Origin of the sequence: Nitrospira sp. BLG_1 (assembly GCF_047338595.1) — a bacterium.
Lineage (GTDB): Bacteria > Nitrospirota > Nitrospiria > Nitrospirales > Nitrospiraceae > Nitrospira_D.
In genome coordinates this window covers 110,427-134,177 of record NZ_JBLFBO010000009.1, presented here as the reverse complement: position 1 = coordinate 134,177, position 23,751 = coordinate 110,427, and the positions used below count along the sequence as shown (strand labels likewise).

The window sequence follows — 23,751 nt, the reverse complement described above, 5'->3', positions numbered from 1 at the left end:
GGGCAAGAGCACCGAGCTCAACGCCGACATGGTCCGGCAGCATCTCACGGTGTAGGGTTTCCTAGTGCACAATCACAGGAGGGCTACCATGATGAGGAAAGATCTGGCAAGGTTGTGGAAGAAGTGTTTCGTTGCCGGGGCCATGGCGGCACTGGTGGCTGGAATGGGATCCACGGTGCCCAGTGCCTTTGCTGGTGGCATGATCAAGGCGGATGAGGACAAGTGGATTTCGGTGGGGATGGGGATCCGGACCAGCTTCAATTCCATCGAAGGGGCCTCGCCAGCCGGGCATTACACGAACGATTTTACGATCAACAATGCTCGGATTTACGTCAATGGGCAAATCCACAAGTACATCAAGTTCGAGTTCAATACGGACTGTTTTAACTGTGCCGTGGGCGGCGGGGCCGGGGCCTTCGGCAATGCGTCGCTGACCACCACCTCGCAGAACTTCGGCGGGAACTCCTCGATCGGCTTGCTTGATGCGATCGGCAAGTTCGAGTTCAATGAGATGGTGAACCTCTGGGTCGGACGCATGTTGCTGCCGAGTGAGCGCGGGGAGTTGAACGGGCCGTTCTACCATGCCACGTTCGATGGCTTTCGCACGCCGTTCTTCCCGGCGGATGCGAGTGCCAACTTCAACGGAGTGAGTGCACTGGGGGGCGGTGCCGGTCTCTATGGCCGTGATAATGCGGCGACCTTCTGGGGCAAGGTGCATCCGGGCGGCACGCATCTGTTGTATGTGGTCAGTGTGTCGCAGGGGTTGCGCGGGGGGCCCAACACCGGCAGCAGTCTGATGTATACCGGACGGTTGCAGTGGAACTTCTTGAATGATGAGCCGAATCCTGGCTATTACACGTCCGGGACGTACTATGGCACGGCCGGCGATGTGGCGGCGATCGGGGCCAGCGTGCAGCACCAAAAGGATGGGGCGGGGAATACGGCAACGGGGAATGTGTCGGATTTCACCGGGGCGTCCGTCGATGTGTTGATTGAAAAAGTGCTGCCGAATAACATGGGCGTGTTCACGTTCAACGGGGAATTTAAGCGGCACTGGGCCAACTATGGCGCGGGGGCATTCACGAACGTGGGCGGGTTTAATAGCTGCTTCTGCACGTTCAATGGGCATTCGTGGACGGTGTACGGCTTGTATCTGATTCCCCAGGAAGTGGGGATTGGCCGATTCCAGCCGTATGTGCGGTTCACGAGCATCGACCCACGGTACAGCGCGATGCGGCAGGAGTGGGAGACCGGGGTGAACTATGTGATCTCGGGGCATAATGCCCGGGTCTCGGCCTTTTACCGGTATGGGGACATCAATACGAAGGGGTTTGCCGGGGGCTACGCCCCCAGTACGACGGGCGATAAGGTGGATTCCTTCCACGTCGCCTTGCAGCTGCAGTACTAGTCACTTTCCTAAGTTAAGCGGTTGGTTGTAGATGAGGGCCGGAATCTGATTCATGGGTTCCGGCCCTTGTTATTCCTCCCTCTCGATCGAGCTTGCCGTGTATTCTGCTTGAAATCGACTAGACGAGCACCAATCCGGTTGATCTGACCCGTTTCCAAGCCGGAGAAGCGAGAAACCGGTTGTAACCTGATGCCGTTCCGGGAAAGCTTTTCTCCAGGTCGTGAATGTGTGGATAGGTCTGACATGGCTGTTGTGGAGTCGCATCGGAGAGCAATTGCATCAGCCATTGGACTTGCGAAGTCGGGAGCATGAGGATCTGGTCATGGTGAGTTCCTCGGAGAATGAGTCGTGAGCGCCTTCCGACAGACTCACTCGTCACATTTCCACCGAGCCAAACCAATCGACGTTCTCTGGTTATACCATCATCGATATGTTGTTTGGTGAGCAGGCCTGCGAGCCATTTTGAAGAAACCCTAGGGCGCGGAACCTTTTCGTCGAACCAGAAACGAACATCGAGGTCGAGCCCGCGCCGTTCAAGGTAGTTGAGGAGCGATCGTCGGAGTCCTTCGCCAAGCCACGCTGGTGTTTCACCGCAACGGTCCTCGTGTTCACGGTCATTTTCTGCAAACCCGTGATGCATGGGTCCGAGAATGTGGAGGCCATGTGCCTCGGGATCCAGACCAATCGGGCTATGGGCGGTGACAGTGAACCGGTGCCAAAAGGCCGACTGAATCAAATCGGCGGCGAGAAGTTGGCGGATACGTTCAAGAGAATCAATGGTTTCCTGAACGGTTTCTGAGGGACAGCCATACATCAGATAGGCATGGATCATGATTCCGGCCTTTTTAAACCCTGCCGCAACCAGCGCGGTCTGATCAACGGTAATTCCCTTCTTCATTTTGTCTAGAAGCCGGTCTGAAGCGGCTTCGAGTCCGGCGGTGACGGCGATACATCCAGATGCAGCCAGGAGTCGGCAGAGGTCAGGCGAGAAGGCCGGTTCAAAGCGGATGTTCCCCCACCAGCGGATGGTGATTTGTCGTTCCAAGAGGCTCAGGGCCAGTGCTTTGAGAGCCGCTGGTGGAGCCGCTTCATCCACAAAGTGGAAGCCTCGGCACCCTGTTTCGGCCACGAGCTGCTGGATTTGCTGAATGAGTCGTTCAGTCGGCGTCATTTCGTAGCGACTGATGTAGTTCAACCCCACGTCGCAAAACGTGCATTGCTTCCAATAACACCCGTGTGCCACGGTGAGTTTGTTCCAGTGACCCTCCGACCACAGGCGATGCATGGGGTTGGTGCTATCGAGAATGGTCAGATACCGATCCAGCGCCAGGCCTTGGTAGGTCGGACACCCAATGTCGTCCATCGAGAAATCACTGAGACCGGAATCATCGGCATACACCACGCGATCCTGCTCACGAAACATTGTGCGATACAACGCTCGTCGGTGCCGAAGTCCAGACAGATATTCAATCAACGACAGGAGCGGCCGCTCCCCGTTGTCCAGTGTGATGAAGTCCACATAGTCGAATACTCGGGGATCAGTCACTCGACGGAGCTCGGTGTTCACGTAACCACCACCAATGACAACAGGCAGATCAGGATACTGTTCCTTAATCGACTGTGCGATGAGGAACGCACCATAGAGATTGCCTGGAAAGGGGATCGATAGGCCGACGAGCGTCGGTCGAGTTCGGTAAAAATGATTCCAGAAGAGATCCCGTAGCCACTCATCTATCAGGCTCTGCGGCGCCGCCAGCGCGGTGGCGATTTGATCAAAGGATGACGCGCTGCGCCCGATATGCTCGGCATACCGGCTCAAACCGAAGTGAGGAGTAATGGTGGCTTGCACGAGATCGGCGAGGTCTTCGAGAAAGAATGTGGCCCATTGTTTGGCTCGGTCGCTGATTGACACCGAGCGAGGAAATGTCCGCCGACCACGAAACCGTGGTCCTTGGGGTAGCACGCCAGGTTGCATGAAGCGATCGGCGAGGTTCGGACTCCGGCCTTGCAAGAAGGTGATGACCGGTCCGATCAGTTCCAGGTAGCGATGTTCGGCCTTCATCATTTGGACGGCTTCTTTTGGAAGGATGCTCCTGTTGTTGTGCAGCTCTTTGAACACGGATCGTAAGCCGTCGGTACTGAAAAGTCGGAGCACCACTTCAATGCCGAGGTCTGCCTGTTCCGCCTGAATCCCACGTGACTGAAGAAATCCGGTCAGATAGGTGATGGATGGATAGGGAGTATTCAACTGGGTTAAGGGAGGAATGACTAACAGCACACGTTGAGGTGTCATGAGCCGGACATAGCACAGTGGGAGAGAAAAATGCTATGTCCGAAGAAATATTCCAATTGAGGAAGAGCCGGGTGATGTCTCAGCTCTGACCGCTCCGGCAGCACCACTCGATATAGAAGGCCGATGTGGCCCTACTTCTTGATGTCGAGGACGCTGCCGAGCAACGCATTACCAGTCTTGATAGTCTGAAGATTGGCTTCAAAGCTTCGTTGAGCCAGCATCTGGTGTACGGTCTCCTCACCAAGATCAACATTGGAAAGCTCGACGGGGAACTGATTCCCGCCTGTATCTCGTAGCACCGTTGGGCCCGCTGCATGGTCTTTCTGAACCACGGGAAGGACTCCTCCGGTCTGGACTTCCACAAACTCTGTTCGGGATTTCTTGAAACCGTCGGTGTTGAGGTTGGCGACATTGTGCGCCACGACTTCGATCTGTTTCCCAAAGGCGGTCAGGCTCGAGAGCGCGGTGTGTATGGCGGATATCATAGACACCTCCCTTGGCGATTCTAGTATGCCCCGTCGTGTGACTTATCGGAGGGTACGAGCAAAACTTTACGCGAAGGAGCATGCGGTCATGCAATCGGTATCAATCCACAGAAACGAACACTATGGGCTAGAGATGACGGCTAGTGAGACTTTAGGGGATCTCCGGTTCTGCCGATAGAATGGAGGTTCGAAGGTCTCTCGCGCATACCTATGACGGATTCCATGAATAGTGCTCCCTCGAATTCTGGGAACGGACCACTGAACGTCCTGACCGGTGATGATGCTCGCTTCTTGTGGGAAGCGGTCCCTGAGGCTATCTTCTTCCTCGACCATGACAATCGTATTGGGCTGCTGAATGGCGAGGCACAGCAATTGGTCGGACGAACACGCACGGCGATCGGGATAGGGTTTCACGACTTAATGGGCTGTCTCGCCGTAGGGGAGGGCACTACTTCAGAATGCCCGTTCACCAGAATGAGAAGTACCGGAGAGCTCGTTGTGATTCCTTCTCATATATGGACTCGCGAGGATGGAACTCAATTTGAGCTGTCACTCTCCTTCTGGCCTCGAGTACAACAGGGAGTGTTTGTCGGAGGCGTCGTGATCGTTCGTGACTTGACCGATGCGATGGAAGTTCAACGTGATGTGCAACGAGCGGCACGACTGGCCGAGGATGCGCCCAACCCTATCGTAGAGTTTGATGCGACGGGTGCCATGCTCTATGCCAACACAGGCATGTTGAATTTGATGGGACGGTGTGGGCTGCTCGATGCCGGGATTGAGGTGATGTTTCCAGAACATCTTCCGGCCATGCTTCAGGAGTGTCTCTCTACTGGTGTGTCTTTGCCTCGGGTTGAACATCTTGTGGGGGATCGTGTCATCGCGTGGTCGTTTTTTCCCCTCCGAGATCTTGAACTGATCCGTGCATATGGGCTCGATATTACCTCGGATGTCGCGTTGCGTCGTGCCAAGGAAGCGGCGGAGGAATCGGCACGGGCGAAGGGGATCTTTCTTGCAACCATGAGTCATGAGTTGCGGACGCCCATGAATGGTGTGCTGGGATGCACGCAGCTCCTTCAAGATACCTCGTTAACCGACCAACAACGAGAGCTTATCGAGACGATGCATCGCTCCGCGGAAGCGTTACTGACATTGGTCAACGATATTCTGGATTTTTCAAAAATTGAGGCCGGGAAGATGACCTTAGAGGTGGCCAATGTCAATCTGCGAGGACTCATTCAAGATGTCACCACCTTAACGGATGGGTTGGCTGCTCAGAAAGGTCTGACTGTTGCCGTGGAGATTGAATCGGACGTGCCGGAGGAGTTTCGTGGTGATCCAATCAGGTTGAGGCAGATCCTGTTCAATCTTGTGGGGAATGCGATCAAGTTCACACAACAGGGAGGCGTTACGATTGCCGTCGCTGTGAAACCCAGGCTGTCTGAAAACACGGACACGGTGGTGTTGCAATGGAGTGTCCGTGATACGGGTATCGGGTTAACGACTGAACAACAGGCTCAATTGTTTAAGGCCTATGCCCAGGCCGAGGCGTCCACCGCAAGAAGATTCGGCGGGACCGGGCTTGGCCTCATGATTTGTCACCAGCTTGTCGAACTGATGGGAGGAACCATCTCGGTCTCAAGCCGGTTCGGCGAAGGCAGCACCTTCAGCTACACCACTAATCTACTTCCGGCGATCCATCGGGAGGCCAGTACATTATCAGTCGGGACGGATCAATCCGCTTTCAGTGAGCAGGGGATCTCGAAGCGGGTATTGGTCGCGGATGACAACGAAATCAATCAAGTTGTAGCCTGCAAGTTCTTGCAAAAGTTAGGCTACCAGGTCGAAGTGGCGCGTACAGGACGGGAAGCGGTAGAGGCTATTACGCGAACTGCATATGATATTGTTTTGATGGATTGTGAGATGCCCGAAATGGATGGGTATGAAGCGACACGCGAAATTCGCCGTCGTGAGGAAGGGGCACTCAATCATCTCCCGATCATGGCGCTTACCGGTCATGCCTCCGACGAAGATGCTCAGAAGTGTCGCCAGGCTGGTATGGACAAGGTGGTGACCAAGCCGCTCACGCTGCCGGCCCTACGGGCTGGTCTTCAGGAATTGTTACGACAGCCCTCCACTTAGCTCCCAATCACAGTGCGCTTCCACGGCAGGTAAAAGGAGGTAGATTCTCGCTCGCCAGTTCGGTAGAGTGGCGTGTATGGTCCCTTATTCTCCAGCTGATCGCGTGATCCTCTATAGTGACTTTAACTGTCCGTTCTGTTACGCCCTGCACGAAAGACTGCATGATGTCGGTGTGATCGACCGTTGCGAGTGGCGCGGAGTCCAGCATGCACCGCAGTTGCCGCGTCCCATGAAGCCGTGGAGCGGCTCATTAGGTGCGGAGCTTCGACATGAAGTGACGATGGTGCAGCGGCTGGCTCCAGGATTGCCGATTGCGTTACCACCTGGAAAACCGAATACGCTTCCGGCGATTGAACAAGCGATCATGCTCTTACAAAAGGAACCACGGGTGGGGATGGATTTTGTTCGGCGAACGTACCGAGCTTTCTGGTGCGAGGGGCGAGACATTTCTGATCCGGTGGTATTGAAGGAATTGGCAGGGGAGCATGTCGTGGAGAAGGGTGATGGGCAGAACCAGGTGCTTGCTCAGAAATGGGAAACCGCCTGGCATGCGACTGGTCAAAACGGAGTGCCACTCCTTGTGTCGTCGGATGGTGACTTGCTCGTCGGTTGTGTGCCGGTCGAGCATGTCAGGCAGTTCTTTCAAGTCTAGAGATTCATTGACCTAGACGACAGCTCTTCCTGTCCTGTTCCCACGGATTTTCCAATGATCCATCCAAATTGATTCCACAGAGCAGGGTATTGCGATCAGCCATGTGTAGGTGAGGATCCAAGACGATCAACGAAAGTTAGCTCGGCAACTGCAGATTTATCGAGCTCACCTTTTCCCTGTACGATCAACCGTTGATATTGAGCAAGGGTTGCTTCTGCCACGGGGAGCGAAAGGCCGAGATTCTTAGCCAAGTTGAGGGCGATGGCGGAGTCCTTTGCGGCATGGGCAGCAGAAAAGTAACAGTCGTGCGCACGTTGTTGCATGTCTTCTCCGTCCGTTTCCAAGACTCGTGACGCGGCACCTGTTTGACTAAACACGTCGCGCAGGAGGGTGAGGTCGATTCCAAGCGCCGCTCCGAGCCCAAGTCCTTCCGCCAATGCAGCGGTATTGCTGTTCATCACCATATTCACCAGGGCCTTGATCTTTGCCGCTTCACCGGCTGGACCGATGTAGCGGACTGTCGTTGCGAGCTTGCCAAGGATGCTCTCTGCACGAGCAAAAGCCTCGCGCTTGCCTCCGCACATGAGGTATAGGGTGCCTTTCCTAGCCTGAGTGATACTTCCTGCCATGCAGGCTTCAAGGCAGAGTCCCCCTCGCTCCGTGACCAAACCATCAATATCTTGATGGGTCCTGGGAGAGAGGGTGGCGCAATTGACAAAGAGACGACCTCGAGCGTTGCCGAAGAGACTGGTTTGGTCGGTTGCAGAGAAGATCGCATGCATCGCCGTATCATCTGACACCACTGTGATGATGACGGATGAGCGGTCGGCAACCTCAGCCGGTGTCTGTGCCGGGTAGACACGAAGTTCATTCGCCAGGTCAACGGCGGCTGCGGAATGGAGATCGTAGACCGATGTCAGATGGAAGCCGCGTTCATGGAGACAACGGGCCATATTGGCACCCATCCGGCCGATCCCGACGAAGCCAATATACTCAGTTGGTTCAGTCATACGAGGTAATCCTGGCATGATCGATGGTCGTCATTGCTAGAGCTGACGGGTTTCTGTGGATTGTGGTTGTTGCAGTTTATTCCATTTGAGGTTGGTTTTTCCGTCCGTGGTGGTAAATCCATGATCGTTGAAGGCGATCACGCTCACACGTTGTTGCTTTTTCTGTGCCGGGTGCAGTTGAGGAAGTCCGTCCTTCAATTGAACGGTTCCTTTGAGACTGTCCACGATTAATAAATCTGTCGCTGCCGATGGCTGGATGGCCCACACAAAGGTGGCAGGACCGCCGGCATAGGTGCCGGAGCCTTCCCATTGCCCGATGAGGTCAGGGTCAACGGTCCTGAGTTGGAAGACAGGCACACTCGTCGCTTCCCGCCGGAGGTTCCAGAGTTCAGCCGGAATGCGTGCAGGGTTCTGATCGGTTACGAGCCGCTTCCAATTCGCCTGAACACTTCCGGTCGTGGCAAATGCATTCGGTGCGGTGATTCGATAGGTTCCTTTCCATCCGAGACCTTTGAATGTGTTCGCTCGTTCGAGGGACCACAAGCCGGATTCGGCATTCAAGATACCATCAAATTCCATCATCGACGAGAGCGACCATTCCAAGTTCGGTTTGATGACCAGCAGGAGGTCATGCTGTGTCGTGCCACGTGAGACGCGAGTATGCCAGCTCCCGATCAGGTTCGTTGGATCAATGGACGTGGATTTCTTGGGTCCGTCCTGAAGAGCCTCAGGAGCCGGACGTATTTGGGTGAGTGTCACGGGGGCTACGCGAGAGCCGGCCTCCTGGTGTGAATTCTGTTCCGCAGTGGGGCTGGTGACCGTAGAGGGAATGGTCGCGGTCAGTGTGGCACCATACCGCTCGGCAACCGCCCGACTCAACCGGGTGACGGCGTCAGCGAGGTGCTTCTGTTTTGTCGAGGCGACGATCACGGTGATCAGCTCATCCTCGTGCAGAAATGTCAGGCGGGAGAGAGAGGCTGAATCGATTCTGACCGCTCCCTCACCAAGGCCTGGGATCAGCCGACTGTCACGCCGAAGTCGCTCCTTGTTGAACCAAGCCCGCCGGTCCTGACCGGAGCTCTCATGGAGTTGAACGGTGACAGTATTGCCATCACTCCGATGGGCCTTGAAGAGGCATGTTTTGGGTTCAGACGGTGTCCCTTCTTCTACTGGCTCCCCAAGCGCCTGTTGAGCCTCTTCGACAGTGACCAGTGCGCAGGGGTCGGTGGTCGAGCCGAACAGACTCCCGACCTTTCCACAGGAGAGTAGAACGAGGGGAAGGAGAAGCCACGTATAGGATCGTATGGAGCGGAGCATTACACTCTGAACTCGGTCATAATTTGGTGGGGAATTGTACCGCGAACCGGATCACAAGTGCCAGGGGGGTACACTGGGAGTGTGGGACGCCTCCCTGTGCGTCCTACGTAGGGCCCGGTCATGCGGGCGCGTGAAAACCGTTGGAGCTTAATCGGCCAAGAATGTGAGTGCCGCTCCGTTGATACAGTATCGGAGGCCTGTGGGTTTGGGGCCATCCTTAAAAACATGTCCCTGGTGGCCTTCGCATCGGGCACAGTGGACCTCTGTCCGAGGGATAAAGAGTGCAAAGTCTGTTCGAGTTTCTACGACTCGAGGATCGATCGGTTGCCAAAAACTCGGCCAGCCGGTCCCGCTATCGAACTTATGCGTAGACGAAAACAGTGGGAGGTCGCACCCTGCGCAGTAGTACGTGCCGGCCTGGTGATTCTCGTGCAGGGGGTTGACGAATGCTCGCTCCGTATCTTCATGTCGTAAGACCCGATAGGCTGTGGTGGAAAGTTGTCGCTTCCATTCCTCGTCCGTCTTGGTGACCTTTACGATGGGATCAATCTGTAGTTTAGGCGGCATTGAATATCTCCTTTGTATGCTGTGCTCACTGCTTTAGAGTCGAGTGGGACGTCGTTGTCTTACATCAGACGTATCGAAGCCCCGCAGGTGTGGAACAATGCTCGAAAATGGTACGAGGCACAGGCCTGGAATGCAAGTGCCCAACATGCGGTGTAGAAGAAATGAGATCAACGACTTGGAGTGAGGGCGACCAACCAACTTGGTTGTTACTGATAGGCAGGATTCCTGCGAAGCAACTTCCACATGGTGCTGACGGATGGATGAGGCTCCGTGAACTCCGGTTCACTGAGATTGATGTGGATGGTGTAAAGGCGGCTGCTTACGTTCGAGATTTGGGATACAGGATACCAACATTCATATCGCTGTTCCCAGCAGTCGCGATAGGCCAATCGCAAGTAACACCGGCTCAACAGCTTTGTGCGGATCGGCGCGTTCGGGCCAAGGACGATCGGGACGGAGTGTGTCTGATAGCGAGGGCCTTGGGGGTGGAAGGCTTTGACGGAAAAAGTACCATCCCATCCACTGAGCTGAAGGAGGAAGTCATAGGCTACTCCTGGTCCCGTATTTTCTAACTCCGGCGTGAAGGTAATCGTGTCTTCGGCTTTCAAGGTTGACAAGTTGGTGATGCGAACGGCAGGGACATGCTGGTGATACCGCTCTTTAGTTGTCCGACTGATTCGACGGAGCCACGCGACACCCGTACCGATGATGACAATGAGGACGAGGAACAGAGTGAGGAACATGAGAACGTCCATGGTGCTTCGGGTCTCGGTCTCTGAGATGAGGGAGGAGAAACCCTACCCGCCGGAGCGGTGCCTGTCAACAGTGGGCAAAGAGGGGGGGAGTGGGTGGTTTATTTTGCCCGAAGCGAGGTCGCCTTGATGAGATCGACGACAGGGAAGCCGAGCCGTTGAGCGTTGGCCACGAGCTGTTGATAGATGGCGTCATCGAGTTGTGGTGTGCGCGACAGAATCCAAAGATAACGGCGGTCAGGGGTGCCGACCATGGCTGCAGTGTAGTTGGGGTCGAGTTCGAGGATCCAGTAGTTCCCTTCCCGTGATGGGCCAACGAGCCGTGCGAAGAAGTTGTCGAAGGTCACCATCAGTTTGGCATTGCTGGTGTGATCTACAACCGTTGCAACGCCGTCGGCCTGGTCCACAGTCCCACGGTCGGTGAGACATTCGTTGTGCACACCCACGTTGCCATCCTGACGGATCGTATACGCTGCTCGTGAATCAATACAGTGTCGTTGGAACCACATGGGGAGCCGAGCGATCTCATACCACATTCCGGCGTATCGAGATAGATCCACTGAGGAGGCGGTCTGAAGTGACTGTTTCGGCTCGATCGGGGCACAACTTGTTGCAATGATTAAGGAGCAGCTGGTCAGAATAAGAAGGGAGACAATCCTCACGGTAGACTCCAGGTAGAGAGCGTACTGTATTATTATGGGGAGAGTTCTGTGGCGCTTCAATAGAGGACCCTCGCCCCTGGTTTGAAGGTGAGATAGTACCAGACCCATTCCGACATCACACGAAAGCGATTTCGGAAACCGATGAGGAAGAAAATGTGGACAAAGCACCAGAGCACCCAGGCTAGAAGTCCTGTGGCATGGATCGACCCCAGTTGTGCCACAGCTTGGGCGCGACCGATCGTGGCCAACATTCCGTGGTCTGTATACATAAATGATGATCGTGCTGCCGGAGGGAGATGTTGATTGATCAGGGCGGCCACATATCGGCCTTGTTGTATGGCTACTGGTGCGATGCCTGGCAAGGGCGTTCCGTCATCTCCTTGATAATGGGCAGCATCACCGATGACGAAGATCCAGGGATCGTCTGGGAGCGTCAGATCCGCTCGGACTTTGACGCGGCCGTTGGAATCCTGTGGCCCTTGGAGTGTATCCAAGAGAGGTGAGGCTTTGTTGCCCGCTGCCCAAATCACATTGGTCGAGTGAATCCACTCGCCTGCGATCGTTAGGCCTTCAGCATGGATCGCTTGCACCGGGCTATTGAGTCTGACCGTGACGCCTTTGCGTAAGAGAGCCGTCACTGCTTTTGTCGAGAGCGTCGGGTCGAAACCTGGCAGAATGCGAGGTCCTGCCTCTACGAGGAGGATGGACAGATCATCGAGGCGAAGGTGCGGATAGTCTGGTCCCATAGCCTTTCGTCCAATTTCAGCCAGTGCGCCGGCTATCTCGACGCCGGTGGGTCCTCCTCCAACGATGACGAAGGTGAGACGATCCTGCGCGCCGGTCTCGGCTCTCCGCTGTTCCGCTTGCTCAAATGCGAGCAACATTCGTTCACGGAGCTGGACGGCATCGCGCATGGTTTTCAGCCCTGGCGCAAACGGTTCCCAGTCGTCGTGCCCGAAGTAGGCATGCTGGGAACCTGGCGCTACAACCAAGGTATCAAAGCGTATCGGTGCGCTGTCCCTCAGGAGAACCACCCGGGCGGTTCGGTCAATCGCGACCACGTCATCCATCACCACGCGCACGTTCTGCTGCGCGCGAAAGACGGTACGGAGAGGCCAGGCGATATCGCTCGGAGACAAAGCGGCTGTTGCCACTTGATAGAGGAGAGGTTGAAAGACGTGGTGATTCGTGCGGTCGATGAGGATGACATCGGCATGGCGTAGGGCGCGAGCAGCGGTCAATCCGCCGAATCCTCCTCCGATGATGACAACGCGTGTCTGGGCCATCCTCTTCCGCCCCGGTTCTGTCCTTCGCCGGAATCAGCGTTGCATATCGTTGGGGCCGAGTCAATCAAATGGCTTCTCCTGAGGCTTGCCGAATGGTTTACTGGAAATATTCGCGCAGGAGGGAACGTGGATATTGGAAAAAAATCGTCGTGAGCTGAGAGGACGATTCCTGAGGTTAAGCTGCTCGACGCAAAGACTTGTGATCATCATTGGTCATTTTACCGACCCGGTTGTTCGACGACCTCTTCTGCCGAATAGCCGGTTGTTCACACAGCAATCTTGCTCCTCGTTTACAGGTGAGGTAGTTCCAGACCCATTTACATATCACTCGGACAGGCTGTCTGATGCCGATGAGGAAGAAGATGTGAGCGACATACCAGAGAGACCAAGCTATGCGACCCGATGTATGGAACGGTCCGAGTTGAGCTGCGGCCTGGGCCCACCCGATTGTGACCATCCTGCCACAGCCCTGGTAGGTAAATGGTAAGCGGTGTGCTGGTCGTAAATCCTCATTAATCAACGTAGCAACATACCGCCCCTCGCTGATAGCAACGGGAGCAATGCCGGGGAGTGGTGTACCATTATGGTCAAGACAGTGCGCAGCATCGCCGATCACGAAGATCCATGGGTCCTGCGGGATGGTCAAATCCGGTTGAACCTTGATCCGTCCACAGTGATCCTGATCCACCCCAAGAGTACGTAAGAGCGGGGAGGCCTTTGTGCCGGCCGCCCAGAGTACATTGGTGGACGCGATCCATTCGTCACCGAGCATGACCCCGCCGGCGCGAACGGCAGTCACAGGTGTATTGAGTTTGACGGTCACTCCCATTCGGTGAAGTGCGGCAAGAGTCTTCGTGGACAGCTTCGGGTCAAGCTCGGAGAGAATGCGTGAGCCGGCTTCCACAAGTGTAATGGAAAGATCTTCTACACGCAGGTGTGGATAGTCTGGCCCTATGGTCTTTCTTCCGACATCGAGTAGTAAGCCGGCAAGCTCAACACCTGTGGGGCCACCTCCCACGATGACGAAGCTGAGGCGACTTTGAGTACCGGTGTCGGCCCTCTGCCGTTCTGCCTCTTCAAACGCGAGGAGGATGCGCTTCCGTAATTCAACCGCATCCCCCAGGGTCTTCAGTCCAGGTGCGAACGATTCCCACTCGTTGTGTCCGAAATACGTGTGGCGTGATCCCGGCGTGACGATGAGGGTGTCGAACGTGATGGGTGTGCTGTGACGGAGGCGGACTACGTGCGTGGTGCGATCGATGGACAGGACCTCATCCATGACGATCCGCACGTTGGGTTGTGAACGAAACACTGTTCGTAATGGCCAGGCGATATCCACGGGTGACAACGAAGCCGTGGCTACTTGATAGAGCAACGGCTGGAAGACATGGTGATTGGTGCGGTCGATCAGGATGACATCGACATCACGCAAGCACCGTGCTGCTGTCATCCCTCCAAACCCACCCCCGATGATGACCACGCGCTTCCGAGTCATGGGGTGAGCGAGACGGGCAGGTGTATCCACCGGTTCGTGTCCTCACATGAATCAGGGGAGGTGCGAGGGCATTCTGATGAAAGAAGCAGGGGTGAATGGTTCTCCACGGCCTGCGTAGGGGGCTGCTCGTTACTTCATCGGCTGCTGTGGCAATTCCTTGAGCTCGATGGATAGTACGGCTCTCTGTCTTGGCATCATGGGTGATCCTGCTACACTTACTTGGATGGATTGAAGCCTCGCGTTCTATTATGGGCGAGAAGCAAGGAGTCCTCCTTATGGCTATCCGTACTTGTTTGCGGATGATGAGATTTATATGGTCTGTCGTCGTCGTGCTCATGAGCGGGGGATGTTTGAGTAACTACTATGATGCCAATGATCCGATGGCCAAGCGGCAAGTTGCGTCGCAAGAAGTGGCTGGGGAGCTCAATCTCAAGACAAATGAACGACTTGCCCAGTCAAACAATGGGTCGAGACGCCAGTCGAACGAACCCATCTATGTGGATCTAGCGCCAGCTGAATTAGACGAACAGATGCAGAAGGCCGAGCGAGCCAAAGGAGCAGTGGCAGAACAGATTCGGAGTGAGTTCGTCGCAGACCCCATGATTAAACTCATCGAGCGAGATCAGGAACGGTCAGGGTTATTGAAGCCCCATCTGTCGGCTGGGGCAGATGTTGAGGTCTTGCCGAAGGTGTCATTGAAGGAGGCTTACGGGATCGATCGAAAAACCGGGAAGCCTGTCAAGATGTTGGCGGTTGTGTTTGAAGCTACGATCACGTCACAGACGCCACCGGCTGTCTATACCGTATCAGAGTCCGGTCATGCTCAACGGAACCTCGAAGTCTCCAAGCGCTTCGCAAAGCAGGTCAAACAAGTCATCCTGCAACAGATCAGACCGACCATTCCTGCTCACTAGTGAGCCGTATCGTACCTACTGCAAAAATACTATCCAGTCGGCTCACTATCCAGTTTGTGTGCTTTGCGTCCACCACCGGCAAGAGGATGCTCCGGTACCTGTCCTCCCACCATTAGTGTTGCCATATCCACGGCACGAGCCACCAGTTGTTGTGCAGCCTCACGCAGTTCACGGCTGTTCTGGACTTCACAGATGTTCCGCTCCATGTCCTCCGCGCTCCATCCCCGTGAATGGGCGATAAAGGGAAACTGTGGAAATTGGCAGCCAACCTCGGCCCAGAACGTCATCAATTGTCCTGCCACACCTTGCACGTTGTCTTGCCCACCCATGATGATAAAGGCCGCCACTTTGTGCTTCAGAAGATGTTTCTTTGCAATCGTCTCCTGATTCTGGATACAGTTCATCCTCTCAACCAGCTTGAAGTAGAGACTGCTGGCATTGCCCCACCGAATCGGCGTCGAGAGCAGAATCACGTCGGCCCAATGCACGATGGCCTCGTACACGCGATCCAATTCGTCGGTGGGATCCATCTGTGTAATTGAGCAGGGCCATGTACAGGCCTGCGCGGCTTTGGAGTAGAACCCCTCACAGGCACGAAAGTTCAGGTCGCGCAACCTAATGGATTGGGTTTCTAGCTGGAGCGTGCGTTGCGCATAGTCCAATGCGATATCGAGCAACGCATCCGACGTGCTGTAGCGTGGATGGTCGACCGTCATTGCGGTGGTAGAGATCCCGACAACGCGCACCGGGCCTGCTTGGCGAATGACAGGGCGGGCTAGGGAATGAGGCTGATGTGGTTGCTTTGTGCGTTTTGTGGCAGAGGCCAGGTCGACGTACAGCCGGCCGTTTTCTATCTTGGTTGCATAGGTCGGTACGCGATCCTGCTCATATCCCACCTCACCGTGTCCTGTCTCGCGGTGGAACTTCCAGTAGTGCCAAGGACAGACGACATAGTCACCGTCAAGAGTACCCGTACCGAGTGGTCCACCTACATGATTGCAGATGCCCGAGATTGCCGCAAACCTCTCGTGTTGATAGGTGAGGGCGATGCGTGTCTTCCCACAGTTGACCTCTTGTAACGATTTCTGCTTGAGCTCTTCGACCGATCCGACATCCGTCCATTGCGTATCAGACATTGGAGACTCCCTGGGCCTGTAGTGGTGTATCGTGCATCGTCGCTCAAACAGGTCTGGATGGAGGCTACGACCATCGCAGGGCTGAGTCAAGGTTCTGACGACCCCGGTTATGGAGGCATTCACCTGGACATTCACGAGCATGTGCGACCAGTCAAACATTCGTGTCATAATGTCGCTTACCGTAGGAGGAGAGCCTCATGGCCAAGCGACAACCCACTGAACCTCGAATCTCCATTGCGGATACTGCGGAGGGGCTGCGCATCGTCATGCCTTGTCGCCGAAGCTGGTTCGTGATTTGCTTTTTGGCGTTCTGGCTCTGTGGTTGGGCGGTGGCGGAAGTGATGGTCGCGAACCAGTTTCTGAAGGGTGATAGCCCGCCGGAGGGAGAATTGTTCATGTTGGCCTGGTTCGGGGTCTGGACTGTCGGTGGAGTGGTCGCGCTTTATGCGTGGCTGTGGCAGCTGATGGGCAAAGAGATGCTCACCGTGCGCGGCCAAACGTTCAAAATACGACGCGATGTCGGAGGATTCGGGTTTGACAAGGAGTACAACTTCATTCAGATGCGTGATCTTCGCATTGGATCAGTTGGATCCAGTCCGCTGGCGTTTTCGTCCAGCTTCCAATTATGGGGAGTTGGGGGCGGGGTGATTTCGTTCGACCACGGTGAGAGAACCTGCCGATTCGGCGCAGGCCTCGACGAGGCTGAAGCGAAGCAAATAGTAACGGCCATCAAACAGCGGTTCCGCATTCCTGAGAGCTCTCCTTCCAAAGGCCAAGTGAACCTCAAGGCTCCTAATAGCCCGAACATTCACGCAGACTTCTAGGCGAGGCCGATGAACCAACTCCTGCAGACCTTCCCACATTGCCACCTTTTCCCTTCCAGTGCTAGACTCCTGCCACAAGCCTAATTCTACGGCTATCCTGTCGTCTTACAGAAGTATGACAGTACCTGCGAATCCTGAATCCAGAGTGTTTCTTCCTGCCGGTGACGCGTTGGAAACGGAGGCGCTGCTCCGCCAAGTCCTAGAGGGAATAGGCGCGCAAGTCGGTGAGCAGTTCTTTCCTTCTCTTGTCCGGCATTTGGCGACTACCCTTGGTGTGGACTACGCCTATATTTCTGAGTTCAATGAGAAACAGCGTCGGTTTGTTTCGAAAGCAGGATGGGGGAAGGGGCAGGAGTTACCGCCGTTCGATGTGCCGGCCCAAGGTCCGTGTGAGACTGTGTTGACGAAGAAATGCGTCCATCATCCGGATGCCCTCCGCCACCACTATCCCCACGTGCAGCTGATCCAAGACACGAGTGTTGAAAGCTACTGTGGCGTTCCCATCGTGAACTCAAGCGATCAAGTTGTCGGACATTTGGCTGTCATGGATACGAAGCCGATGCCGGACGCCGTCCGTGTGACGTCGATTCTTGGAATCTTTGTCATGAGAGCAGCCGCAGAGTTGGAGCGGCTTCGAATGGAAGCCGTCGTGAGGGAAAACGAGGCGCAGCTACGCGATCTCTTCGATGAGGCTCCGATCGCCTATGTTAATGAAGGCCTCGACTCCAAATTTATTCGTGCCAACAAGACCGCGCTGAGGACGCTGGGTATTACGCCGGAACAAGTCAAAGGGCTGTACGGGAAGTCGTTCATTCCGGATACGCCGGATGCACAACGACGGCTGAAGGAAGCCTTCGACGCCGTTGGCGAGGGTGTTGACACAAGCGGCGTTGTGTTGGAGTTGAGACGGAAGAATGATGGCCAACCCCTCTGGATTCGTTGGTGGTCCCGTCCTGATTTGAGCGGCACGTTTACGCGTACCATGTTCATCGACATTACCGAGCAGGTGATGATGGAGCAGGACAAGGCGAGGTTGGAGGCCCAGGCGGTTTATTTGCAGGAAGAAATCAAGGGCAACCATAACTTCGAAGAGATTATCGGATCAGCTCACTCGCTCAAGAAAGTGCTTAAAAACGTTGAGCGTGTGGCGCCGACCGATTCGACCGTGCTGATTACGGGCGAGACAGGAACCGGCAAAGAGCTAATCGCGAGAGCCATCCATAATCTGAGCTCTCGAAAGCAGCAGCCGTTGGTCAAGGTGAATTGCGCAGCCATTCCAGCTGGCTTGGTTGAAAGTGAGTTGTTCGGTCATGAGAAAGGTGCGTTCACCGGCGCACTCACGAGAAAACTGGGTCGTTTCGAGGTGGCGGATAAGGGGACGATCTTCCTGGACGAGATCGGGGATTTGCCGCTCGATCTGCAATCCAAACTCCTCCGTGTCTTGCAGGAGGGCGAGTTCGAGCGAGTGGGAGGAACGCAGACTTTCAAGGTGGATGCGCGTATCATCGCGGCGACGAATCGGAATCTTGAACAACTCTCCAAAACAGGCCAATACCGTCCTGATCTCTATTATCGTTTGAATGTCTTTCCAATCCATCTCCCGGCACTGCGAGAGCGTGAGGACGACGTGCCGTTGCTTGTGCAGTATTTCGTACGCAAGCACGCGATGAGGTTAGGAAAGAAGATCGACCGGATACCTGAACGGATGATGGCTACCTTACAACGCTACCAGTGGCCGGGGAATATTCGTGAACTGGAGCACGTCATCGAGCGGGCCGTCATACTGAGCGAGGGGTCTGAACTTGCATCCATCGACTGGTTGACGCCTCCGGCCAGTAAGTCCAGGAACGGCAAAGCATTCACGCTCGAAGAAATGGAACGGCAGCATATCCTCGACATCCTTGAACAGACGAATTGGCGTGTCAGCGGTGATAAAGGTGCGGCAGCCATTCTCGGTTTGAAGCCTACTACGCTTGAAGCTCGCATGAAGAAACTTGGCGTTGTCAGGCCAAGCTAATCTTGGAGAAACCAGCATGAGACGATCTACGATCTGTGTAATGATGATCTTGTCAGCCCTTGGCGTCGTCGGCAGCGCCTACGCCGATTGCCCCGAAGGCGTCCGCCCAGTCGGCGAATCGGAACAACAGGTATACCTCTCGCTCCAACAGGCCATCAGAGCCGCATTGCCTCCTACCCCAGCAGGCTGGACGTTGAGGGATCCCATGGCCAAGATAAAACCGGCTGCGCCGAAAGACGTATGCAAGGGATTGGATCCTATGCCGGGGTGGTATGGGGAATATTTCTGGGATGTAGAATCGAAACGCCACAGCGAGAAAGATCGTGAGCGAGATGCCAAGATTAGGAAGGCCATGGCGTGGACGCCAGAGGAGGAAAAGGAAGTGCATGGATACCAAGCGCAGGCGCGCGATCTTGAATACAAAGCGCGCGGAGCTATAAAGACCAATCCGGATGAGGCAGCACGCTTACGTGCTGAAGCCAAACCGTTTTCTGAAAAGGCCAATGCGGTTTGGAAAGCCCACAACGAACGAGTGGCTCCGGAAGTCGCGGCTATCAACAAAGAGTACGATGCTGACCGCATCAATACTCTTGTCACCGTCACCATCGGAACGTGGGAAGAATCCGCACAAACGGACTCCAAGGAGCCCCTACAGATCTCTGGTGTCCCTACGGCCTTCGTGAACAGTCAAAAAGAAATGGTGCTCATCTTTGGACAGAAACTTCCGTCGTTCAAAGAGAGCGGCGGGATCGGCACAAAACCACGCCTCGTGACTGCCATCGTCAAGGGGGACCGACAACCAGCTGAAGTCATCGCGAAGCTGCTGGGGTCATCAGGCCTAGGTGAGGTCGGGAAGAAATAGCGTCTTACTTGGAAACCTGGCACCACGTTTCTTGGGCGGCTACTCTCTTACAGTCATCCACTGTTTTTCCCCTCCGTTACGGCACATAGTCCCAAGTGTTGTTCCCAACTAATTGAGATGTTCCTAATATATTGGGAATTCTCTCTCGGTTGAGTCTTTGTCTTTTCTGCGGCTCGCGCCGAACAACCTCCATTGATCAACAGTTTAGGTGACCGTTCTCATCTCATCGCACTCTGGCACCGTGGTTGCTCAATAGGCTGGCATCACGTTGATCAGAGGAGGCGTAGCGATGTTGAAGATCACAGTCATTCAGGAAAGTCAGGGAGATGTCCTCATCAAGCTGGAAGGAAAAATCACGGAGCAATGGGCAGCACTACTCGATGGAGAGTGCCGTGCCTATCTCCGGCAGCAGAAATCGGTGTTCTTGGATTGTTCCCATGTCGACTATATCGATGGTCGTGGAGTCGAAGTCCTGAACGCATTTCCCCATTCACATGTCACCCTTATGAGTGCTCCAGCCCTGATGACGGAGCTGCTCCACATTGGAGGTCGGTCATGAATGTTGATACCAGTCAGGCTACTAAGTCCACGAGTTATCTAATCGGTGCAGATCCAACAGCAGTGTTACGTCAGACTTCTGCTCAGGAGAACAGGGACAGTGCACTCCTTGCACGACTCACGCAGGGGGACGAAGGAGCGTTTGCTGAGCTGGTGACGCGTCACCATAGTGCGTTAATCCGAATGGCCATGGGTCACGTGGCTGATCGAGAAGTGGCGGAAGAAGTCGTTCAAGACACGTGGATGGCGGTCATCGAAGGTTTGGATCGTTTCGAAGGACGATCGTCATTGCGAACGTGGATTTTCGGCATCATGATCCACAAAGCGAAAGATCGAGGGGTACGGGAGAAGCGCCACGTCAATTTCTCGTCCTTTGAGTCGGTGGATGATGAGGGCGAGGAAGCGGTCGATCCGTCGCGTTTTCATCAGTCTGGTGAATGGGCCGGCCATTGGGCGTTTCCTCCGCAGCCCTGGGACGATCAAACACCGGAGAAGCTTCTCGTCTCCCAACAGGCCGTGAATGCCTTGAACAAGGCGATTGAGGCGTTGCCGAAGACCTTGAAGGATGTGTTGATCCTTCGCGATGTTGAGGGAGTCGATGCAAAAGAAGTCTGCGAGATCTTGAAGATTTCTGAAACCAATCTGTACGTCAGGCTCCATCGGGCTCGGGAGCGGGTGCGGCAGGCAGTGGAGACGTATTTGGCAGGATAGCGTCGTGGTTCACGGTTTCACGTTTCATGTTTCAAGTTTCAGGTCTGAGACTTTCGGTCTCTGCATAACTTGAGACGTTGAACTTGAAACCTGAAACTCTTGACGGGGGGATAATCAGGTGCCTTGTAAGAAAACCCCGCCAGGACCGACACAGTTCTAGAGCATAGGGAGGGTCCTAACGATGGCACAGGAAGAGGGACCGGGGATTGTCCCAGAGATCACCTGTCAGGAGGTTGTGCAGTGGGCGTCAGCTTATTTAGACGAGCATATCGGTGATGAACGCAAACGACAGATCGTTCTGCACTTGGCGATGTGTGCCGGCTGTGAGACCTATGTGAAGCAGATTGCGACGGTGAGAAAGACTGTGGGGTTACTACCCCAGGCTGAGGAGAACCCCAAGAATATGGATCGCCTGCGGGAGGCCTTTGTTACTCGCGCAAGCCGTGTACGCTCCGGTAGCTGAGTATTCCCGATTGAAAGATGTACGCTGTCTCTCTGTGGATTGGGTAGAGTCTCGCTGGGATCGACGTGACATACTGAATTCTTATGGATGACATGTATGAAGCGATACGGACAAACTCTCTCGTTGGCGGTATGCGGAATCATTCTGTCTGTAGGCAATGCAACTGCTGGAGCGTTCTTTGAACGGAACGGTCTGGCGATCGATGGCTACGATCCCGTGGCCTATGTGACTGAGCAGAAACCAGTGAAGGGATTGCCGGAGTTTCATGCTGAATTTCTGGGCTCAACCTTTCTCTTTGCGTCAGCCTTGCATCGTGAGGCCTTTGCTGCTGATCCGGCCAAGTATGCCCCGCAATATGGCGGCTACTGCGCCTATGGGATGGCAAAAGGGTATAAGGCCAAGATCGATCCAGAGGCCTTCAGCGTGGTCCATGATACACTTTATCTCAATTATAGTGAGACGGTCCGGACGCGATGGCTGTCGGATGTTCCGGGGTATATCCAACAGGCCAATACCAACTGGCCGGAGGTACAGAAGCAGACGAAGGTGCGGGACTAATCGGATGTTGTGTGTTCATGAGGTCAATCCATCATTCACTATCAGGAGGTTTTCAATGAAGACGACGATGATCACAGTGGCAGCAGTTGTCGGTCTGATGTGTGTCGGGACGATGTCATTGGCCGGTGAGATGGGATCGATGGCCAACGAGATGAAGGGTGAGATGAAGCACGATATGGACTCGATGAAGGGCGACATGAAGGCAAACATGGATGCCATGAAAGGCAAGCCCGGCGTGATGAAAGATGAGATGAAAGGGGAGATGAAGGGCAAAATGGACTCCATGAAGGCTTCGAAAGATGCCATGAAGGAGGACATGAAGGCCAGCAAGGATGCTATGAAGGGCAATCTCAAGGGAGCAATGGGATACTAACTACAAAGCTCCACACAGTCCTACCTCCAAGGCCTGCGGTTGGATAACCCAACCGCGGGCCTTGTTGTTTCTGGAAGTTGGTTAGAAAAAAGTGCCGATGACGGGGTTCCAGGTTTCACGTTCCATGTGATGCAGGAGACAACCATCTCCAACCCGCACCTTGGAATCAGAAACTCGAAACCCATCGTCTCGACCGCTTCACGAACGACGCTTGACACATCACGCTCGGCTGTAAGAAACCATCTGCATCTCCGACACAACGCTAGGTTGTCCATCAAGAAGGGGAGGTGGAATCATGGCGGTACGCATTCAGTCGGATGCAGTGGTCAGTCAGGAAGCCGCCCCGAAGCTGATGGCAGCGCTGCCCGCATTTGAAGGCTTGTCGACAGTGAGTCCCACCACAGTTGCGACTCCCTGTGCGATCGAACGGGTCTATCGCCATCGGCTGCCGGTTCGGGTCAGTCACTGGCTCAATGTCCCATTCCTAATCATCCTCATTATGAGCGGACTGCAGATCTTCAATGCGCATCCGGTACTCTATTGGGGAGATCGTTCTGATCGTGATCAAGCTTTACTGTCGATTAGGCCTATGGCAACGGAGAGTGGTGATGTCAAAGGTATCACGACTATTCTAGGTCATCAGTTCGACACGACTGGTGTGCTCGGTTACTCCGATGGGATGCGCCGCGCCTTTCCCGCTTGGGCGACGATTCCGAGCGCCAAATGGCTTGCGATGGGGCGGCAATGGCATCTGCTTTTTGCCTGGCTCTTCGTGATCAACGGGTTGATTTTTACCGCCTATGCCGTCGCGAGCCGCCATGTCACACGTGATCTGGCTCCAACCGGCAGGGATTGGCGCAGCATCGGGAAGTCTCTTAAGGAGCACCTGGTCTTCAGGCACCCAATCGGTGAAGAAGCCAGGCGGTACAACGTGCTGCAAAAATTGGCCTACGCCACGGTGTTGTTCCTTCTGGGGCCGTTGATCGTGCTGACCGGTCTCGCGATGTCGCCGACGATCGACACCGCAGTTCCCTGGCTCTTGACGGTATTGGGTGGGCGTCAGGCTGCCAGGACGATCCACTTCATCACCTGTTTTGCATTCGTCGGGTTCATTCTGATTCATGTGGTCCAGGTGATCGTGACCGGGTTCTTCAACAACATCCGTTCGATGATTACAGGATGGTTCATCGTTGAACATGTGAAGCGTCATTCGTGAAGCGTGAAGCGGCACGGTCAATAGTTTCAGGTTTCATCTTTCAGGCTTCA

At 54.9% G+C, this 23,751-nt stretch carries 23 protein-coding genes; 13 read left to right on the top strand and 10 right to left on the bottom strand.

Translation table 11 applies throughout. From position 1 onward, the window contains the following. Positions 1-88 precede the first annotated feature (88 nt). A complete protein-coding gene (locus ACMTNU_RS10635; protein ID WP_413935221.1) occupies positions 89-1,408 on the top strand; it encodes a hypothetical protein in 1,320 nt (439 codons plus the stop codon). A gap of 118 nt (positions 1,409-1,526) precedes the next feature. Here the strand turns inward: ACMTNU_RS10635 and ACMTNU_RS10630 are convergent, their stop codons facing one another. Next, a complete protein-coding gene (locus ACMTNU_RS10630; RefSeq protein ID WP_413935220.1) occupies positions 1,527-3,701 on the bottom strand; it encodes a B12-binding domain-containing radical SAM protein in 2,175 nt (724 codons plus the stop codon). 131 nt (positions 3,702-3,832) lie between these two features. Next, positions 3,833-4,186 (bottom strand): flagellar basal body rod protein FlgC, encoded by a 354-nt coding sequence (locus ACMTNU_RS10625; protein ID WP_413935219.1) that lies wholly within the window; start codon positions 4,184-4,186, stop codon positions 3,833-3,835. Between the two features lie 222 nt (positions 4,187-4,408). Here ACMTNU_RS10625 and ACMTNU_RS10620 point away from each other — a divergent pair, with 222 nt between their 5' ends. Continuing rightward, positions 4,409-6,328 (top strand): response regulator, encoded by a 1,920-nt coding sequence (locus ACMTNU_RS10620; RefSeq protein ID WP_413935218.1) that lies wholly within the window; start codon positions 4,409-4,411, stop codon positions 6,326-6,328. Positions 6,329-6,404: 76 nt separating this feature from the next. Next, positions 6,405-6,980 (top strand): DsbA family protein, encoded by a 576-nt coding sequence (locus ACMTNU_RS10615; protein WP_413935217.1) that lies wholly within the window; start codon positions 6,405-6,407, stop codon positions 6,978-6,980. A gap of 95 nt (positions 6,981-7,075) precedes the next feature. Here ACMTNU_RS10615 and ACMTNU_RS10610 read toward each other — a convergent pair whose 3' ends face one another. The 7 genes from ACMTNU_RS10610 to ACMTNU_RS10580 form a co-directional block, all read right to left on the bottom strand. After that, entirely contained in the window at positions 7,076-7,990 is a 915-nt protein-coding gene (locus ACMTNU_RS10610; protein WP_413935216.1) for an NAD(P)-dependent oxidoreductase, read from the bottom strand. 36 nt (positions 7,991-8,026) lie between these two features. Next, positions 8,027-9,307 carry a hypothetical protein gene (locus ACMTNU_RS10605; RefSeq protein WP_413935215.1) on the bottom strand — a complete coding sequence of 427 codons (1,281 nt, stop codon included), beginning with the start codon at positions 9,305-9,307 and terminating at the stop codon, positions 8,027-8,029. A gap of 147 nt (positions 9,308-9,454) precedes the next feature. After that, the gene (gene msrB, locus ACMTNU_RS10600; RefSeq protein ID WP_413935214.1) at positions 9,455-9,874 is read right to left on the bottom strand and encodes a peptide-methionine (R)-S-oxide reductase MsrB; all 420 of its coding nucleotides are present in this window, start codon (positions 9,872-9,874) and stop codon (positions 9,455-9,457) included. A 206-nt stretch (positions 9,875-10,080) separates the two neighbouring features. Then, a complete protein-coding gene (locus ACMTNU_RS10595) occupies positions 10,081-10,617 on the bottom strand; it encodes a hypothetical protein (protein ID WP_413935213.1) in 537 nt (178 codons plus the stop codon). Between the two features lie 110 nt (positions 10,618-10,727). Then, positions 10,728-11,288 (bottom strand): lipocalin family protein, encoded by a 561-nt coding sequence (locus ACMTNU_RS10590; RefSeq protein ID WP_413935212.1) that lies wholly within the window; start codon positions 11,286-11,288, stop codon positions 10,728-10,730. Positions 11,289-11,344: 56 nt separating this feature from the next. Beyond that, positions 11,345-12,574, bottom strand: coding sequence for an NAD(P)/FAD-dependent oxidoreductase (locus ACMTNU_RS10585; RefSeq protein WP_413935211.1), 1,230 nt, complete (start codon positions 12,572-12,574; stop codon positions 11,345-11,347). A gap of 175 nt (positions 12,575-12,749) precedes the next feature. Beyond that, positions 12,750-14,099: an NAD(P)/FAD-dependent oxidoreductase gene (locus ACMTNU_RS10580; protein ID WP_413935210.1), complete on the bottom strand. Its 1,350-nt coding sequence runs from the start codon at positions 14,097-14,099 to the stop codon at positions 12,750-12,752. 245 nt (positions 14,100-14,344) lie between these two features. Here ACMTNU_RS10580 and ACMTNU_RS10575 point away from each other — a divergent pair, with 245 nt between their 5' ends. Next, complete coding sequence (locus ACMTNU_RS10575) at positions 14,345-14,983, top strand: hypothetical protein (RefSeq protein WP_413935209.1); 639 nt, start codon at positions 14,345-14,347, stop codon at positions 14,981-14,983. 29 nt (positions 14,984-15,012) lie between these two features. On the opposite strand, the gene ACMTNU_RS10570 is transcribed toward ACMTNU_RS10575, so the two are convergent. After that, positions 15,013-16,119 (bottom strand): Rieske 2Fe-2S domain-containing protein, encoded by a 1,107-nt coding sequence (locus tag ACMTNU_RS10570; RefSeq protein ID WP_413935208.1) that lies wholly within the window; start codon positions 16,117-16,119, stop codon positions 15,013-15,015. A gap of 197 nt (positions 16,120-16,316) precedes the next feature. Here ACMTNU_RS10570 and ACMTNU_RS10565 point away from each other — a divergent pair, with 197 nt between their 5' ends. The 9 genes from ACMTNU_RS10565 (at position 16,317) to ACMTNU_RS10525 (ending at position 23,701) form a co-directional block, all read left to right on the top strand. Then, positions 16,317-16,943, top strand: coding sequence for a hypothetical protein (locus ACMTNU_RS10565; protein WP_413935207.1), 627 nt, complete (start codon positions 16,317-16,319; stop codon positions 16,941-16,943). A gap of 115 nt (positions 16,944-17,058) precedes the next feature. Further along, on the top strand, positions 17,059-18,960 hold the full coding sequence (locus ACMTNU_RS10560) for a sigma 54-interacting transcriptional regulator (RefSeq protein WP_413935206.1): 1,902 nt from the start codon (positions 17,059-17,061) through the stop codon (positions 18,958-18,960). A gap of 16 nt (positions 18,961-18,976) precedes the next feature. After that, positions 18,977-19,822, top strand: coding sequence for a hypothetical protein (locus ACMTNU_RS10555; protein ID WP_413935205.1), 846 nt, complete (start codon positions 18,977-18,979; stop codon positions 19,820-19,822). Between the two features lie 289 nt (positions 19,823-20,111). Next, positions 20,112-20,381 carry an STAS domain-containing protein gene (locus tag ACMTNU_RS10550; RefSeq protein WP_413935204.1) on the top strand — a complete coding sequence of 90 codons (270 nt, stop codon included), beginning with the start codon at positions 20,112-20,114 and terminating at the stop codon, positions 20,379-20,381. Beyond that, positions 20,378-21,091 carry an RNA polymerase sigma factor gene (locus ACMTNU_RS10545; protein WP_413935203.1) on the top strand — a complete coding sequence of 238 codons (714 nt, stop codon included), beginning with the start codon at positions 20,378-20,380 and terminating at the stop codon, positions 21,089-21,091. Before ACMTNU_RS10550 ends, ACMTNU_RS10545 begins: the two co-directional genes overlap by 4 nt. Before the next feature lie 181 nt (positions 21,092-21,272). Then, the gene (locus tag ACMTNU_RS10540; protein ID WP_413935202.1) at positions 21,273-21,554 is read left to right on the top strand and encodes a zf-HC2 domain-containing protein; all 282 of its coding nucleotides are present in this window, start codon (positions 21,273-21,275) and stop codon (positions 21,552-21,554) included. A gap of 96 nt (positions 21,555-21,650) precedes the next feature. Continuing rightward, on the top strand, positions 21,651-22,112 hold the full coding sequence (locus ACMTNU_RS10535) for a YHS domain-containing (seleno)protein (RefSeq protein WP_413935201.1): 462 nt from the start codon (positions 21,651-21,653) through the stop codon (positions 22,110-22,112). A 55-nt stretch (positions 22,113-22,167) separates the two neighbouring features. Then, a complete protein-coding gene (locus ACMTNU_RS10530; RefSeq protein WP_413935200.1) occupies positions 22,168-22,485 on the top strand; it encodes a hypothetical protein in 318 nt (105 codons plus the stop codon). Between the two features lie 352 nt (positions 22,486-22,837). Beyond that, positions 22,838-23,701 carry a cytochrome b/b6 domain-containing protein gene (locus tag ACMTNU_RS10525; RefSeq protein ID WP_413935225.1) on the top strand — a complete coding sequence of 288 codons (864 nt, stop codon included), beginning with the start codon at positions 22,838-22,840 and terminating at the stop codon, positions 23,699-23,701. Positions 23,702-23,751 lie beyond the last annotated feature (50 nt).

Excerpts from the sequence above, each read along its gene's own strand:
- ACMTNU_RS10625 (WP_413935219.1), bottom strand. The coding sequence starts at position 4,186 with ATGATATCCGCCATACACACCGCGCTCTCGAGCCTGACCGCCTTTGGG.
- ACMTNU_RS10585 (WP_413935211.1), bottom strand. The coding sequence starts at position 12,574 with ATGGCCCAGACACGCGTTGTCATCATCGGAGGAGGATTCGGCGGATTG.
- ACMTNU_RS10595 (WP_413935213.1), bottom strand. The coding sequence starts at position 10,617 with ATGTTCCTCACTCTGTTCCTCGTCCTCATTGTCATCATCGGTACGGGT.
- msrB (WP_413935214.1), bottom strand. The coding sequence starts at position 9,874 with ATGCCGCCTAAACTACAGATTGATCCCATCGTAAAGGTCACCAAGACG.
- ACMTNU_RS10605 (WP_413935215.1), bottom strand. The coding sequence starts at position 9,307 with ATGCTCCGCTCCATACGATCCTATACGTGGCTTCTCCTTCCCCTCGTT.
- ACMTNU_RS10540 (WP_413935202.1), top strand. The coding sequence starts at position 21,273 with ATGGCACAGGAAGAGGGACCGGGGATTGTCCCAGAGATCACCTGTCAG.
- ACMTNU_RS10535 (WP_413935201.1), top strand. The coding sequence starts at position 21,651 with ATGAAGCGATACGGACAAACTCTCTCGTTGGCGGTATGCGGAATCATT.
- ACMTNU_RS10615 (WP_413935217.1), top strand. The coding sequence starts at position 6,405 with ATGGTCCCTTATTCTCCAGCTGATCGCGTGATCCTCTATAGTGACTTT.
- ACMTNU_RS10550 (WP_413935204.1), top strand. The coding sequence starts at position 20,112 with ATGTTGAAGATCACAGTCATTCAGGAAAGTCAGGGAGATGTCCTCATC.
- ACMTNU_RS10610 (WP_413935216.1), bottom strand. The coding sequence starts at position 7,990 with ATGACTGAACCAACTGAGTATATTGGCTTCGTCGGGATCGGCCGGATG.
- ACMTNU_RS10545 (WP_413935203.1), top strand. The coding sequence starts at position 20,378 with ATGAATGTTGATACCAGTCAGGCTACTAAGTCCACGAGTTATCTAATC.
- ACMTNU_RS10570 (WP_413935208.1), bottom strand. The coding sequence starts at position 16,119 with ATGTCTGATACGCAATGGACGGATGTCGGATCGGTCGAAGAGCTCAAG.
- ACMTNU_RS10635 (WP_413935221.1), top strand. The coding sequence starts at position 89 with ATGATGAGGAAAGATCTGGCAAGGTTGTGGAAGAAGTGTTTCGTTGCC.
- ACMTNU_RS10525 (WP_413935225.1), top strand. The coding sequence starts at position 22,838 with ATGGCAGCGCTGCCCGCATTTGAAGGCTTGTCGACAGTGAGTCCCACC.
- ACMTNU_RS10620 (WP_413935218.1), top strand. The coding sequence starts at position 4,409 with ATGAATAGTGCTCCCTCGAATTCTGGGAACGGACCACTGAACGTCCTG.
- ACMTNU_RS10565 (WP_413935207.1), top strand. The coding sequence starts at position 16,317 with ATGGCCAAGCGACAACCCACTGAACCTCGAATCTCCATTGCGGATACT.
- ACMTNU_RS10530 (WP_413935200.1), top strand. The coding sequence starts at position 22,168 with ATGAAGACGACGATGATCACAGTGGCAGCAGTTGTCGGTCTGATGTGT.
- ACMTNU_RS10555 (WP_413935205.1), top strand. The coding sequence starts at position 18,977 with ATGAGACGATCTACGATCTGTGTAATGATGATCTTGTCAGCCCTTGGC.
- ACMTNU_RS10560 (WP_413935206.1), top strand. The coding sequence starts at position 17,059 with ATGACAGTACCTGCGAATCCTGAATCCAGAGTGTTTCTTCCTGCCGGT.
- ACMTNU_RS10630 (WP_413935220.1), bottom strand. The coding sequence starts at position 3,701 with ATGACACCTCAACGTGTGCTGTTAGTCATTCCTCCCTTAACCCAGTTG.
- ACMTNU_RS10575 (WP_413935209.1), top strand. The coding sequence starts at position 14,345 with ATGGCTATCCGTACTTGTTTGCGGATGATGAGATTTATATGGTCTGTC.